This window comes from Frondihabitans sp. Leaf304 (assembly GCF_001423105.1).
Lineage (GTDB): Bacteria > Actinomycetota > Actinomycetes > Actinomycetales > Microbacteriaceae > Frondihabitans.
In genome coordinates this window covers 2,049,179-2,061,785 of sequence record NZ_LMNV01000002.1, presented here as the reverse complement: position 1 = coordinate 2,061,785, position 12,607 = coordinate 2,049,179, and the positions used below count along the sequence as shown (strand labels likewise).

General features: G+C 67.5%; 13 protein-coding genes. 7 read left to right on the top strand and 6 right to left on the bottom strand.

From position 1 onward, the window contains the following. Nucleotides 1–84: 84 nt before the first annotated feature. The 4 genes from ASF54_RS09325 to ASF54_RS09310 are packed head-to-tail and all read left to right on the top strand — an operon-like array spanning nt 85 to nt 2,180. Entirely contained in the window at nt 85–354 is a 270-nt protein-coding gene (locus ASF54_RS09325) for a hypothetical protein (protein WP_084816065.1), read from the top strand. A gap of 8 nt (nt 355–362) precedes the next feature. Beyond that, nucleotides 363–755: a phage holin family protein gene (locus tag ASF54_RS09320; protein WP_055961238.1), complete on the top strand. Its 393-nt coding sequence runs from the start codon at nt 363–365 to the stop codon at nt 753–755. After that, nucleotides 752–1,030 carry a DUF3618 domain-containing protein gene (locus ASF54_RS09315; RefSeq protein ID WP_055961236.1) on the top strand — a complete coding sequence of 93 codons (279 nt, stop codon included), beginning with the start codon at nt 752–754 and terminating at the stop codon, nt 1,028–1,030. Before ASF54_RS09320 ends, ASF54_RS09315 begins: the two co-directional genes overlap by 4 nt. A 25-nt stretch (nt 1,031–1,055) precedes the next feature. After that, nucleotides 1,056–2,180 (top strand): YihY/virulence factor BrkB family protein, encoded by a 1,125-nt coding sequence (locus ASF54_RS09310; RefSeq protein ID WP_200919584.1) that lies wholly within the window; start codon nt 1,056–1,058, stop codon nt 2,178–2,180. Between the two features lie 17 nt (nt 2,181–2,197). On the opposite strand, the gene ASF54_RS09305 is transcribed toward ASF54_RS09310, so the two are convergent. From ASF54_RS09305 to ASF54_RS09285, 5 genes are all read right to left on the bottom strand, one after another. Continuing rightward, nucleotides 2,198–2,899, bottom strand: a complete 702-nt coding sequence (locus tag ASF54_RS09305) for a response regulator transcription factor (protein ID WP_055961234.1) — start codon at nt 2,897–2,899, stop codon at nt 2,198–2,200. Next, nucleotides 2,896–4,137 carry a sensor histidine kinase gene (locus ASF54_RS09300; RefSeq protein WP_055961232.1) on the bottom strand — a complete coding sequence of 414 codons (1,242 nt, stop codon included), beginning with the start codon at nt 4,135–4,137 and terminating at the stop codon, nt 2,896–2,898. The genes ASF54_RS09305 and ASF54_RS09300 overlap by 4 nt, the downstream gene beginning before the upstream one ends. Before the next feature lie 96 nt (nt 4,138–4,233). Continuing rightward, entirely contained in the window at nt 4,234–5,046 is an 813-nt protein-coding gene (locus ASF54_RS09295; RefSeq protein ID WP_055961229.1) for an ABC transporter permease, read from the bottom strand. After that, complete coding sequence (locus ASF54_RS09290) at nt 5,043–5,936, bottom strand: ABC transporter ATP-binding protein (protein WP_055961226.1); 894 nt, start codon at nt 5,934–5,936, stop codon at nt 5,043–5,045. The genes ASF54_RS09295 and ASF54_RS09290 overlap by 4 nt, the downstream gene beginning before the upstream one ends. A gap of 113 nt (nt 5,937–6,049) precedes the next feature. Further along, nucleotides 6,050–6,847, bottom strand: a complete 798-nt coding sequence (locus ASF54_RS09285) for an isocitrate lyase/PEP mutase family protein (protein ID WP_055961223.1) — start codon at nt 6,845–6,847, stop codon at nt 6,050–6,052. Between the two features lie 287 nt (nt 6,848–7,134). Here ASF54_RS09285 and ASF54_RS09280 point away from each other — a divergent pair, with 287 nt between their 5' ends. Continuing rightward, nucleotides 7,135–8,298, top strand: coding sequence for a LacI family DNA-binding transcriptional regulator (locus ASF54_RS09280; RefSeq protein WP_055961220.1), 1,164 nt, complete (start codon nt 7,135–7,137; stop codon nt 8,296–8,298). Nucleotides 8,299–8,464: 166 nt separating this feature from the next. Here the strand turns inward: ASF54_RS09280 and ASF54_RS09275 are convergent, their stop codons facing one another. Continuing rightward, nucleotides 8,465–9,757, bottom strand: coding sequence for a GNAT family N-acetyltransferase (locus ASF54_RS09275; protein WP_055961216.1), 1,293 nt, complete (start codon nt 9,755–9,757; stop codon nt 8,465–8,467). A gap of 201 nt (nt 9,758–9,958) precedes the next feature. Between ASF54_RS09275 and ASF54_RS09270 the strand changes: the two genes are divergently transcribed. Beyond that, nucleotides 9,959–11,626, top strand: a complete 1,668-nt coding sequence (locus ASF54_RS09270; protein ID WP_055961214.1) for an ABC transporter substrate-binding protein — start codon at nt 9,959–9,961, stop codon at nt 11,624–11,626. Then, nucleotides 11,623–12,603, top strand: a complete 981-nt coding sequence (locus ASF54_RS09265; protein ID WP_055961211.1) for an ABC transporter permease — start codon at nt 11,623–11,625, stop codon at nt 12,601–12,603. The genes ASF54_RS09270 and ASF54_RS09265 overlap by 4 nt, the downstream gene beginning before the upstream one ends. The last annotated feature ends 4 nt before the right edge of the window (nt 12,604–12,607 follow it).

Here is a 12,607-nt window from a genome sequence, read left to right as displayed (position 1 = left end):
CACTGACGGCGGATCTGGCCCCTCGCCCCCCGCACGTGGCACCGTAGGATCCTACGAACCGAACAACCCCAGAAGGAGAACCCCATGAAAGGCAAGATCCTGTTTGTCGCCGGCCTCGCCGCGGGCTACGTAGTGGGTGCCCGCGCGGGTCGCCAGTCGTACGAGAAGATCAAGAACCGTGCCGACCAGGTCTGGAACGACCCGAACGTTCAGCGTGGCGTGACCAAGGCGGAAGACTTCGTGGCCGAGAAGGCCCCGATCGTCGGCAAGAAGATCCAGGAGACGGCCTCCGATGCCGCTCACGCCGCCACCGAGAAGGTCAAGTCGGCCACCTCGAAGAACGACACCCCGTAAGGCCGCAGATGTCTGACTCCTCTGAGCGTCGTTCGCTCGGCAGCCTGTTTTCGTCGTTGCCCGATCTGATCTCGCGCCTCATCCGTGGCGAGATCCGTCTGGTGCGCGCCGAACTGACGGCGAAACTGAAAGCCGCAGGAGTCGGCATCGGCATCCTCGCCGCCGCGGCCCTCTTCGGGTTCCTCCTTCTGGAGGTCTTGATCGCCGCGGCGGTTCTCGCCACCGCGACCGTTTTCCCGGCCTGGCTCGCCGCACTTCTGATCGCGGCGGGGCTTCTGATCATCACCGCGATCCTCGCACTGGTGGGTATTCGCGCGCTCAAGCGTGGCGTACCTCCCGTGCCGACCGAGACCGTCGCGAGCCTCAAGAGCGACGTGAATGCACTGAAGGGCACGAAATGACCCCCGCAGCGAAGGATCCCTCGGGGCCCGGCACCGAAGACGAGTCGCCGAAGACTGTTCCCGGCATCGCCGACGAGGTCGCCCGAACTCGTGACGAGTTCGCCGCGACCCTCGACGAGATCGAGGATCGCCTCAACCCGAAGGCCAACATCCGGCGGGCCAAGAGCAAGGTGACGAACGACCCCAAGGTATTGGCGGTGGCTGCTGCCGGTGCTGCCGGTCTGGCCGCAGTCGTCACCGGTATTGCCAAGCTCGCCGCGCGCTCGCGCCGCTAACCGCCCCTTTTTCTCGGAGATCACCGTGGCCCAGAGCTCTTCGTCCCTTCAAGACACCCCTCGAGTCGAGGACGACGCCAAACCCGACACCCTTCCCGAGATCACGAAGCGGACGTGGGTCTACACGTTCAAGAAGACGCTTCGCGAGTTCACCCGCGACCAGTGCACTGATCTGGCTGCGGCGCTGACCTACTTCGCCGTGCAGGCGCTCTTCCCCGCTTTGCTCGCGATCGTGTCGATCCTGGGTCTGTTTGGTCAGGGCAAAAGCACCACCACGAAGGTCCTTGATCTCATCACACAGCTCGGTGGGTCGAATGTCGTCGAGACCATTCGCGGACCGGTTGAGGCGCTCGCGGCTTCCGACGCAGCGGGCATCACCTTCGTCGTCGGTCTCGTCGGCGCCATCTGGTCGGCGTCGGGCTATGTCGGGGCTTTCGGACGCGCGCTCAACCGCATCTACAGCCGCGACGAGGGCCGACCGATCTGGAAGCTCCGCCCGACCAACCTGCTCGTGACCATCGTGGCGGTCGTGCTGATCGTCGTCGCCGGGCTGATCCTCGTGCTCTCGGGCGACATCGCCCGCACGGTCGGAGACTTCATCGGACTCGGTGACGCGACCGTCACCGTGTGGCTCATCGTCAAGTGGCCGCTGCTCGCCGTCATAGTCGTGGTCGTCGTAGCCGTGCTCTACTACTTCGCCCCGAACGTCAAGCAGCCGAAGTTTCGGTGGATGAGCATGGGGGCGTTCCTCGCCATCTTCATCTGGGCGCTCGCCTCGGTCGGCTTCGCCTTCTATGTCGCGAATTTCTCGAGCTACAACAAGACGTATGGCGCACTCGGTGGCGTGATCATCTTCTTGCTCTGGCTGTGGATCACCAACATCGCCCTTCTGCTGGGTGCCGAGTTTGACGCCGAGGTGGAGCGAGGGCGCGAGCTGCAGGCGGGCATCAAGGCGGAGGAAGAAATCCAGTTGCCTCCGCGCGACACCCGCCAGATCGAGAAGATGGAAGAGAAGCGCGCCAAAGACGTCGAGGAGGCGGTCGAGGTGCGCGAGGCGGCGGAGGAGTGGCGCGACCAGGAGGAAGCGGCCCGCGACGACGAGGAGCGCAAGCCGAAAAACCCCGTCGACAATCCTGCCGACTTCGTCTGATCTCACGGAGCCTCCCCTCACGCCTCGCCTGGTGACTCGAGCAACCCCAGTTCCATGGCGCGGGTCACCGCGCGGGTGCGGTCTCTCACGTCGAGCTTTTCGAAGATGTGAAGCAGATGCGTCTTGACGGTCGCCTCACTCACGAAGAGGGCATCGGCCGTCTTCCGGTTCGTGGAACCGTTGGCGACGAGTCGCAGCACCTGCCTCTCGCGGTCGGTCAACGTGACGCCCCGGGTGGCGGCCTCCCCGGCCCCGGCTCCGGCGCTTTCACCTGAGCCTCCAGTGCCGGCCGACCCCCTGCCCTGCGCGACCCGCCGCACCAGCGACGCGGCGATCGACGGGGCCAACGCGACCTCACCCCGGGCCACCGACCTCAGGCCGGCCAGGATCTCAGCCTCGGGCGCAGCCTTGAGCAGGTAGCCGCTCGCGCCCTGCTCGATGGCCGGCAGAATGGCCTCGTCGGTGTCATAGGTGGTCAGCACGACGACGCGAATGCCCGGGTCAACCGCCAGGATCCGCCCGGTCGCCTCTCCGCCCTCCATGACGGGCATCCGGAGGTCCATCACCACGAGGTCGGGCCGCAACAGCAGGGCTTGGTCGACCGCTTCGGCGCCATTAGCGGCCTCGCCGACCACGTCGAAGTCGTTGGCCGCTCCGAGGAGCGCCACGATGCCGCTCCGCACGATCGGGTGGTCGTCGGCGACGAGCACCCGGATCATGCCGTGACTCCTGCTCGGAGTGGAGTCGGACGACCGGAGGCAGGCACCTCGCCGACGTCGGGGAGCGTGACGGACACGATGGTGCCGTCGCCGACGAGACTCTCTATCTCGACGTGCCCGCCGACCAGGGAGACCCGCTCGCGCATGCCGTTGAGCCCGAAACCGGAGAGGGGTTGAGCGGCGTCGAAGCCCCTCCCGTCGTCCCGGATCGTGAGGCTCACGTGCCCTGCCGTCTCTGTGAGGCGCATCTCGACAGCCGAGGCAGCGGAGTGTTTGCGCACATTCGCGAGTGCCTCCTGTGCACATCGGAGGAGAACGACATCGGAGTCGCGGGGCGATCGGTGCTCGGCGTGCCCGCTGTCGGGCGGGGCGACGACGCCGACGGCGACACCGGTTTCCCGTTCGAAGCGAGCACCGAATCGCTCGAGGGCTGCGGTGATTCCGGCGCCGAGATCGACGGGCGCTGTGGCGGCGACGAGCGAGCGCGTTTCGGCCAGTGCTTCGCGGGCTGTGTCTTCGAGAAGATGCAGGGTCACGCTCAGCGGGCTCGACGGCCCCGAAGGCCCCGACGGCCGTGGGGCAGCGGCAGCGAGCTCTCTCTGCGCCCGCTGCCCGAGCATCACCAGACCGGTCAGGCTCTGGGCGATGGTGTCGTGAATATCGCGCGCCCAGCGTTCTCGTTCGCTGGTGATGCCCGCCTGCCGCCCGAGCGCTTCGACCTGCGCCTCGGCCGCTCGGAGCTCGTCGAGGAGGCGGGCGCGCTCCTCGCTGAGCTCGGCGATGCGGCTGATCCAGAGACCGAGGGCGAGGCTTCCGGCGAAGCTCAGCGCTTCGGTCAGGATGGACTGGACGACCCCATCGCTCTCCCGGCGAAGCGACCATGACATGGCCGCCCCGATCACGAGTGCGAGCACGGCGTTGCCGATAACGGCGTCGCGGATGCGCGGGAGCAGGATCCACATCAGCGGCATCGCTATGCACTGGATGATCGCCATCGATGCGTCCGCTGAGACGGCGACCCCGGAGCACAGCACCAGGACGACGGCGAACCCTCGGCCCAGGCGTTCGTCAGAGAAGCCGCGTCGACCGAGCGTGACGTAGGCGACGACCAACAGTGCCACCGCGGCCAGGGCTCGGATCTCGTCGCCGCGCCCCTGGATGAGGTTCGACAGGGCGATTGTCGTGAGCACTGCCATGGTCGCCGCGAAGAGCGTGTGCCACCATCTGTTGCTGTTCATGCGCACAGCCTTCCACGGCTCGGAAGAGGCCCGCAGACGTTCTCCACAGGGCTGGTGTGCCGACCGCTTCGGAGACCGTTGGTCATGAGCACCGCGTCATGAGTCTTTGCGGATCCAGCGGAACGTGACCAGAGCCGCGACGGCCCCGACGACCAGCCAGATGCCCAAGACCACGGCGACTCCGGTGAGGTTCCAGACATCGCCCTGCTCCTGCGTCTCGAACGACGCCGGGAGGAAGACCGAGCGAGTGCCCTGGGCGATCCATTTCAGCGGAAACACCGACGCGAAATTCTGAAGCCAGACCGGCAGCATCGAGAACTGCAGGTAGACGCCGCTGATGAACTGGAGCACGAGCACGATCGGGATGATGACGGCGGTCGCGCTCTTGCCCGACCGCGGCACCCTCGACAGTGCGATGCCCAGCACGGCGGAGGTAATCATGCCGAGAGCGTAGATCCAGACGAAGGTGGCCCATTTCGCCGGGTCGGTCGGAAGTTCGACCCCGAAGGCGAAGTGCGCGATGGCGATCAGCAGGACGATCTGCAAGATCGATGTCGCGAAGACCTGGCCGAGCTTGCCGATGAAGTAGGAGACGACTGGCAGGGGTGTTCCGGCCAGCCGCTTGAGCGTGCCGTCTCCGCGCTCGACCGCGATGTCGACGGCCAAGTTCTGCACGCCCGAGAGCAGGATGCCGGCCGCGATCATTCCGGGTAGGTAGAAGGCCGCGGGCGCGATTCCGCCGGAGCCGTCGGGCAGCGTGCCGATGTTGCCGGCTGAGCTGAAGGCGACGGAGAAGATGGTCAGCATGATGATCGGAAAGAGGAACGTGAAGAGGATCGTGTCGCCCTGCCGAAAGTAGACGCGGGTCTCGTAGCGGGCGCGGGCGACGCCCAGGGCCAGGGCGTTCATGCGTGCGCTCCGACCGTCTCGAGTGCGGCAGCCGCGGGGGAGTGCGCGGCCACGAGCTCGAGGTAAATGTCTTCGAGGCTGGGGCGCACGACTTCGAGGTCGCGGAGCTGGTCGCCGAGGGTGGCGTGGAGTCGAGAGACGAGAGCCCCCGGCGTCGTGGAGCGCTCTTCGTGCAGGCCGGAGGAGTCTCGCCAGCGGACCACCGGGATCCTCGCCGCCTGCCCTCCGATCTCGTCGATGCGGCCGATGTCGATGAGTCGCCCGCCGGCGATCACCCCGGCGCGGTCGCCGAGCTGGGCGGCCTCGTCGAGGTAGTGGGTCGTCAGCAGAATCGTGGTGCCCTCGCGCTTGAGCGAGCGGATCAGCTCCCAGAACTCGTGGCGGGCCTCGGGGTCGAAGCCCGTCGTCGGCTCGTCGAGAAAGAGCAGTTCGGGGCGACCGATGACCCCCAGGGCAACGTCGACGCGTCGGCGCTGCCCGCCCGAGAGGGCCTTGATGCGGGTGCCCGCCTTGTCGGTGAGGCCGACCGCGCTGATCGTCTCGTCGACGCCGCGCGGGTTCGGGTAGAGGCGCGCGAAGTGCGCGACCTGCTCGCGGACGGTCACGTTGCCGCTCTCTCCGCTCGACTGCAGCACCATGCCGAGACGTGCGCGCCAGTCGCGGCCCGCGTGCGCTGGGTCTTCACCCAAGACGGTCACCGAGCCGCCCGTGCGCCCTCGATACCCCTCCAGGATCTCGATGGTCGTGCTCTTGCCGGCCCCGTTCGGGCCGAGCAGGGCGAATGTCTCGCCTCGGCGGATCTCGAAGCTGACGCCGTCGACGGCAGCGAAGGATCCGTACGTCTTGCGGAGGTCACGCACGATCACGTGGTCTTGGGTGGTGGGGGTCATGCCCCTAGCCTCTCGCCGCTCGCGCGCTGGCACCACAGTGGATCGGCTACACCTCCATCAACCGATTGGTTGATGCCCGTCGCCGAGTGGCGCGCTGCCGAGTGGCCCGACGCTTAGAAGGCGAATCCGAGTTCGCTCGGGTAGTCGCCCCGAGCCGTCAGCGTCGTGGCTGCGTCGCGGAGGTGCGACAGCGTGAGGCCCATCACGGTCGGGCCGAAGCTGACGCGCGAGACGCCGAGCTCGGCGAGACGCGCGAGCGGCACCTGGGAGGGGTTCGCGATGACCGACACCTTGCCGCGGATGGCGGCGAGGGCGCGCTCGACGGTCTCCTCGGTCGAGAGCCCGAGCACGAAGGCCACGTCGGCCCCGGCGTCGAGGTAGGCGTTGGCGCGGTTCATCGCGTCGTCCCAGAGCGACGGATCGCCGGCGAGGGCGTCGACGCGCGCGTTGATGACGATCGGCACGCCGGCACGGTCGCCGGCCGCTCGCGCCGCCGCGATCTTGGAGACCTGGGTGTCGATGTCGTAGAGCTCGGCCTTGCTGCGGCCGATCGAGTCTTCGAGGTTGAGGCCAGCGGCGCCGGCCTCGATCAGCCGCCAGACGTTGTCGCGAGTGCCGGCGGCGTCTGAGGCGTAGGCCTTCTCGAAGTCGACCGACACCGGCAGATCAACCGATCGGATGATCAACCGCGCGGCAGCGAGCGCCTCGTCGACGTCGAGCCCCTCGCCGTCTTCGACCCCGTGCGCCTCGCTGATGGAGTGGCTCGCCGTGGCGAGTGCCTTGACGCCGTCGGCACCCGCGACGATGCGGGCGGTGATGCTGTCCCACACGTTGGTCACGATGAGCGGGTCGCCGGGGATGTGGAGGGAGCGGAGGAGCTCGGCCTTCTCGGCCGTGGACTGGATCGACATGGCACCAGCCAACCAGTCCTGGCCCGGAGGCGCCAGCGCTAGCTCGATGCGCCTCCCGTTGCCCGGCCTCCCCTGCCGGCCCCTTTGCAACGCCGCCCCTCCGCAACGCCGCCCCTTCTGCAAATTGGAAGGAGATTTCGGCACCGCACCCCGTCGGATCCTTAATTTTGCGTGCGGCCCGGCCGTTTTCTCCTTCGAATTTGCACGTGACCCGCCGCAAACCCCTGCCGAGCCGACGAATTACACTGGGAGCACGGCCTTTGGCCCAGCGATCACGGGGGAGTGCAATGCAGAAGGTTCCCACCGTCTACGACGTCGCCGATCACGCCGGGGTGTCGATCGCCACGGTCTCGCGCGTCCTGCGTCGGCCCGATGCCGTCCGGCCCGAGACGCGAGCGCGAGTGCTGTCGTCCGTGCGCGACCTCGGCTACGTGCCGAGCGGTTCAGCGCGGGGCCTGGCCGGACGCCGCACCGGAGTCCTGGGCCTCTTCCTCCCGGGCCACGACGGCCTCGACGAGACCACGCCGCCCGCCCCCACCGCAGACGGAGCCGGGGTAGACGCCGCCGCCGCGGACGCAGCTACCGCAACTACAGCCGACGCAGCTGCCAGCGACCCCGCGGCAACGCCCCTCATCGACGACCGCGACGACCGCGCGGCCCCGGCCCCGTCCGGCCTCTACTTCGACGAGGTTCTGCGTGGAGCCGAGATCGAGGCGTGGCGCCACGGGTTCGCTCTCATGGTGGCCGCCGGTCGCGGTTCCAGTCGCGAGGTGATGGTGAACGACATCGCGGGCCGCGTCGATGGGCTGGCAGTGCTGTCGCAGACGGTTCCGGCCGATCTGGTGGCGCACGTGGCACGTCGGATCCCTGTCGTCTTAGTCGCCGACTCGCGCCCGGGCGACGACATCGATCACGTCGGTGTCGACAACCTCGGGGGCATGCGTGCTCTAGCCCGGCACGTCATCGCGTCGCACTCCGTCCGCTCCTTGGTCTACGTCTCCGGCCCCGCCGATTCACCCGACGAGGCTGATCGCCGAGCGGGCCTGGACGAGGGCCTCCTTGAGGGCGCTTTCGCGGGTGATCTTCGCGTCGTCCCCGGCACGTTCGGTCGCGACCGGGGCCGCGAGGTGGCGACGGAGCTCCTGGTCGGCGGTCGCCTTCCCGACGCCGTGATGTGCGCCAACGATCAGACGGCGCTAGGTGTCCTCGACGTGTTCGCGGCCAAGGGCATCGACGTGCCGGGGCGCGTGCTGGTCACCGGCTTCGACGGAATCGAGGCGGGCCGGTTCTCCAGGCCCCGCCTCACGACGGTCCGACAGCCCATGGCCGAGCTCGGGCGCGCCGCCGTGCGAGCCATCGTCGATCGGCTGGCCGCCCCCGAGCGGGATCCTCAGCGCGTCACGCTTCCCGTCGAGGTGCTCCTGCGCGAGAGTTGCCCGCCGGCCCCCTAGCTCGCCGTGCCCGATGCAAATGCGAAGGAGATTTGCGCACCGCACCCCGTCGGATCCTTGATTTTGTGCTCGCCCGCGGCAGTTTTTCCTTCAAATTTGCAACCACCCCCGGCAAACGCCCCGCCCCGCCCGCCGCAAACGCCCCGCAAACAGCCCGACGCAACCCCTAGAAGTCGGTCATTCCGTGCACCGGCCGGTCCGCCGCGAACAGTCGCGTCGCAAGCCCTAAAGCGGCTGCGGTGTGCTCGACCACGAGCCCCGCTTCGGCCAGCACCGTCACGGCCACGCCGCCGAGGTACAGCGTCGCGAGCGTCGCGGCGTCGAGCTCGAGGTCGGCCGGTTCGCTTTCGCCGACGCGCACCGCATGCCCGGCGCCGTCGGATGCCTCGAGTCGGAACGTCCCGTCGGCGTGCCCGAGCTTGTCGTGCACCTTCAGGGTGAGCGTTCCGTCGATCGGGTAGGGGCGGGCTGAGAGGGCGGCGGGAGCGTCGAGGATCCGCAACCACACGTGATCGTGTTCGCTCTCGGTCTCGAGGGAGCGGCTCGATGCCAGCGCGTGCAGCAGCGGTCCTTCGACGGGCGCCTTGCGCCAGCGGACGAGGTCAACGAGGTCGACGGATCCGAGGAAGTCCCAGAGTGCGAGGAACGCGGACGAGTCGGCGGCGACGAGGTCGGCGATCGAGAGGACCGACTTGCCGGCCTCCTCTTTCACCGAGTAGACGACGTAGCCGTCGGGTTCTCCACCTGCGGCGGGCACGTGGATCGCAGCGCGGGCGTGTTCGTCGGGCTTGCCGGTGCCGTAGTCGAGCCCGTTGTAGAGGTTGGCGTACTGCCCCTGCCGGTCGACCGAGCCGGGCGTCGTCTCGTGGAAACGCGCGAAGACGCGGGGCCCGACAGCCGCGATGGCACTGGCGGGGGCGAGCTCGACGCGGCCGGTCGGCTGCGAGAGCAGGGCGAACGGCGTCTCACGGTGCAGCACGACCGTGCGCTTGCGGGTCGCGGGCCCGAAGCCGAAGCGGCGGTAGATGGTCGATTCGCTGGCGGTCAGTGCCGCGAGTGCGTGGCCGGCGGCCGCTGCCGCTGCCAGGCGCTCGGTCATCAGGTGACGGAGCATGCCGCGACGCCGGTGGGTAGGCCTGACCGTGACGTCCGAGATCAGGTAGGTGTCGACGAGGCGGCCGCCGCCCACGTTGACGGTCTTCGTGTAGCCGGTGTACGTCGCGACGGGCCAGGTCTCGTCGAGGGTGCCGGGCAGGGGGTGCCTGTTGTAGACGCCGGTGAAGGCGCGGCCGTCGTCGATCGCGCCGATCGCCGACTCACGGATGTTGTCCGCGCTCGAGTTCTCGTGGAATCCGATTCGAGTCGCACCGAGCCAGCCGACGGTGGCCGCGTCGGGCACGCCGTCGTCGAGGGCTGGGGTGAAGGTGCGGACGGTGTAGTCATCGTCGAAGGAGGCCATCGTTCCAGCGTAGTCACCCGAATTCGAAGGAAAAACGCCCAGCCCCGAACGAGAAATCAAGGATCCGCCGCCCCCAGCTCCACGGATCTCCTTCAAATTCGGCAGGCAGCCCTTGCGTGCAATGAATGTATGCGCTTACACTCGGCACAGTTGAACCGACGGAGATGTCGAAGACGACCGCACAGAAAGCACGTGGCAAAGATGCACACGAACACCCCGAAACGCCGGCGCCGCCTCACGGCGGTCATCGCCGCACTCGCGACCTCGGCCCTCGTCCTCACCGGCTGCAGCATCGACATCAAGAGCGCGCCCGACCCGAGCCTCGGCGCCGACACCCTCTTGATCGCGGCCGACACGGGCAGCCCGTCGATGCAGCGGGTCTTCAACCCGTACCTGCCCAACACCCGCATCGGCAGCTGGAACATGTTCGAGCCGCTCGCGATCCTCAACGACCTCACGGGCGAAGACGTGCCGTGGCTCGCGTCGAAGACGACCATCCCCGATCCGCAGACCGTCGTCTTCACGATCCGCCAGGGTGTCAAGTGGTCCGACGGCCAGGCCTTCACGCCCGCCGACGTCGCATTCACCTTCGACCTCCTGAAGAAGAACCCGAGCCTCGACCTCAAGGGCGCGTGGCAGTACATGAAGAGCGTCGAGGTGAAGGGCGACGACGTCGTGGTGCACCTCAATGGCGACGATGTGCCGGCCGCGCAGGTCATCGAGCAGACGCAGATCGTGCCCGAGCACATCTGGTCGAAGGTGAAAGACCCGACGACCTTCACTAACCCCGACCCGGTCGGCACCGGCCCGTACACCCTCGGCAACTTCACGCCGCAGGAGTACGCGATGGACAAAAACAAGCTCTACTGGCAGGCCGACAAGGTCGAGGCGGAGCACCTCGTCTACCCGGCGAGCAACACGCAGCTCGACGTGGTGACGAAGGGCTACGACTGGGGCTTCTCGTTCATCACCGACGTCAAGGGCACGTGGGAGAAGGCGAACCCCTCGAACACCTATTGGTTCCCGCCGGGAGGCACGATCAGCCTGTTCCCGAACCTCACCGAGAAGCCGTTCGACGACGTGAACTTCCGCAAGGGTCTCAGCTACGCCCTCGACCGCAAGGCCGTCGGCGACGCAGCCGCCGAGGGCTACATGGAGCAGGCCGGCCAGACCGGCATGCTGCTTCCCAACCAGGACGCCCTGCTCAACCCCGCGATCCCCGACAAGGGCCTCATCACCCAGAACGACAAGACCGCGGCGAGCTACTTCGCCAAAGCCGGCTACACGACCAAGAACGGCAAACTCGTAGGATCCGACGGAAAGCCGCTCACCATCACGATCACGACGGCAAACGGGTATACCGACTGGCTCCGGGCCGTGCAGTCGATCACCAAGCAGTGGGCCGCGGTCGGCATCACAGTCAAGGTCGCTCAGCCTCAACCGGCGGCGTATCAACTCGCCCTCCGGAACGGTGACTTCCAGCTCGCCATGGGCTCCGTCGGCGGCACCGGATCGGTGTACCAAGACTTCGCCAATAACCTGTCGAGCGAGTTCTACGCACCGATCGGCAAGCAGGCGTCGGGCAACTTCGGCCGTTACAAGAGCTCGGAGGTCGACGCTCTTCTGACCCGGTTCAAGTCGACCACCGACGAGCAGGAGCAGAAGCAGCTGGGGTACCAGCTGCAGCAGATCTACTACGACGAGCTGCCCTCGATCGGGCTGTACTACGGCGGATCCTGGGGTCTTTTCTCCACCCAGAAGTTCACCGGCTGGCCCAGCGCGAAAGACCCGTACACCAGCCCGAAGACGTACGTGTCGACGGCGCTGTTAATCCTCACCCACCTGAAGAAGTCGGAGGCGACCAAGTGAAGTACGCACTCCGCAAGGTCGGCCTGCTGATCCTCACCCTGTGGGCGGCCATCACGCTGAACTTCTTCCTGCCGCGGCTCATGCCGGGCTCCCCGACCGATGCGGCGATCGCCAAGCTGTCGCAGAACGGCCCGGTCACGGCGGCGACGCGCAAGGCGATCGAGATCCAGCTCGGTGTGCCCGACGGCAACGTCCTCGAGCAGTACCTCCAGTACCTCAAGCAGGTCGTGACGCTGCAGTTCGGCATCAGCTACACCTTCTATCCGCAGCCGGTCGCCGAGCTCGTCAGCCAGGCGCTGCCGTACACCCTGATCCTGGTCGGGCTCGTCACGATCGTCGCCTTCGTCTGCGGCACCCTCCTCGGCGTGCTGGCGGCGTGGAAGCGCGGCACCTGGCTCGACGCCCTGCCGACTCTCGGTGGCTCGTTCGCCAGCGCGTTCCCGTACTTCTGGACTGCCCTGCTGCTCCTCTTCTTCCTCGGCTACGTCTTCAAGATCTTCCCGACGTCGGGCGCCTACGGGGTGACGAACACCCCGGGTCTCAACGCGGCGTTCCTGGGCTCGGCCGCCGTCCACGCGGTGCTTCCCGCGGTGACGATCCTGATCACGTCGCTGGGCGGCTGGATCCTGGGCATGCGCAACACGATGATCTCGACCCTCGGCGACGACTACGTCACCTTCGCCGAGGCCAACGGCCTGAAGCCCCGCACGGTGGCGCTCCGCTACGCCGCTCGCAACGCGATCCTGCCGAACCTCACCAGCTTCGGGCTCGCTCTCGGTGGCGTCGTCGGCGGCTCCGTGCTGGTCGAGACCGTCTTCGGCTATCCCGGCATCGGCTACCTGCTGCTCAAGGCCGTGACCAACCAGGACTACCCGCTCATGCAGGCCCTGTTCCTGATGATCACGGTGAGCGTGCTGCTCGCCAACTTCCTCGTCGACATCCTGTACGGCGTCCTCGACCCGCGAACCAGAAAGTAGAGGT

What these genes read in the sequence shown, in the direction of transcription:
- ASF54_RS09285 (WP_055961223.1), bottom strand. Translation starts at nt 6,847, where the DNA reads ATGTCGATCCAGTCCACGGCCGAGAAGGCCGAGCTCCTCCGCTCCCTC.
- ASF54_RS09325 (WP_084816065.1), top strand. Translation starts at nt 85, where the DNA reads ATGAAAGGCAAGATCCTGTTTGTCGCCGGCCTCGCCGCGGGCTACGTA.
- ASF54_RS09295 (WP_055961229.1), bottom strand. Translation starts at nt 5,046, where the DNA reads ATGAACGCCCTGGCCCTGGGCGTCGCCCGCGCCCGCTACGAGACCCGC.
- ASF54_RS09270 (WP_055961214.1), top strand. Translation starts at nt 9,959, where the DNA reads ATGCACACGAACACCCCGAAACGCCGGCGCCGCCTCACGGCGGTCATC.
- ASF54_RS09320 (WP_055961238.1), top strand. Translation starts at nt 363, where the DNA reads ATGTCTGACTCCTCTGAGCGTCGTTCGCTCGGCAGCCTGTTTTCGTCG.
- ASF54_RS09315 (WP_055961236.1), top strand. Translation starts at nt 752, where the DNA reads ATGACCCCCGCAGCGAAGGATCCCTCGGGGCCCGGCACCGAAGACGAG.
- ASF54_RS09305 (WP_055961234.1), bottom strand. Translation starts at nt 2,899, where the DNA reads ATGATCCGGGTGCTCGTCGCCGACGACCACCCGATCGTGCGGAGCGGC.
- ASF54_RS09275 (WP_055961216.1), bottom strand. Translation starts at nt 9,757, where the DNA reads ATGGCCTCCTTCGACGATGACTACACCGTCCGCACCTTCACCCCAGCC.
- ASF54_RS09280 (WP_055961220.1), top strand. Translation starts at nt 7,135, where the DNA reads ATGCAGAAGGTTCCCACCGTCTACGACGTCGCCGATCACGCCGGGGTG.
- ASF54_RS09290 (WP_055961226.1), bottom strand. Translation starts at nt 5,936, where the DNA reads ATGACCCCCACCACCCAAGACCACGTGATCGTGCGTGACCTCCGCAAG.
- ASF54_RS09300 (WP_055961232.1), bottom strand. Translation starts at nt 4,137, where the DNA reads ATGAACAGCAACAGATGGTGGCACACGCTCTTCGCGGCGACCATGGCA.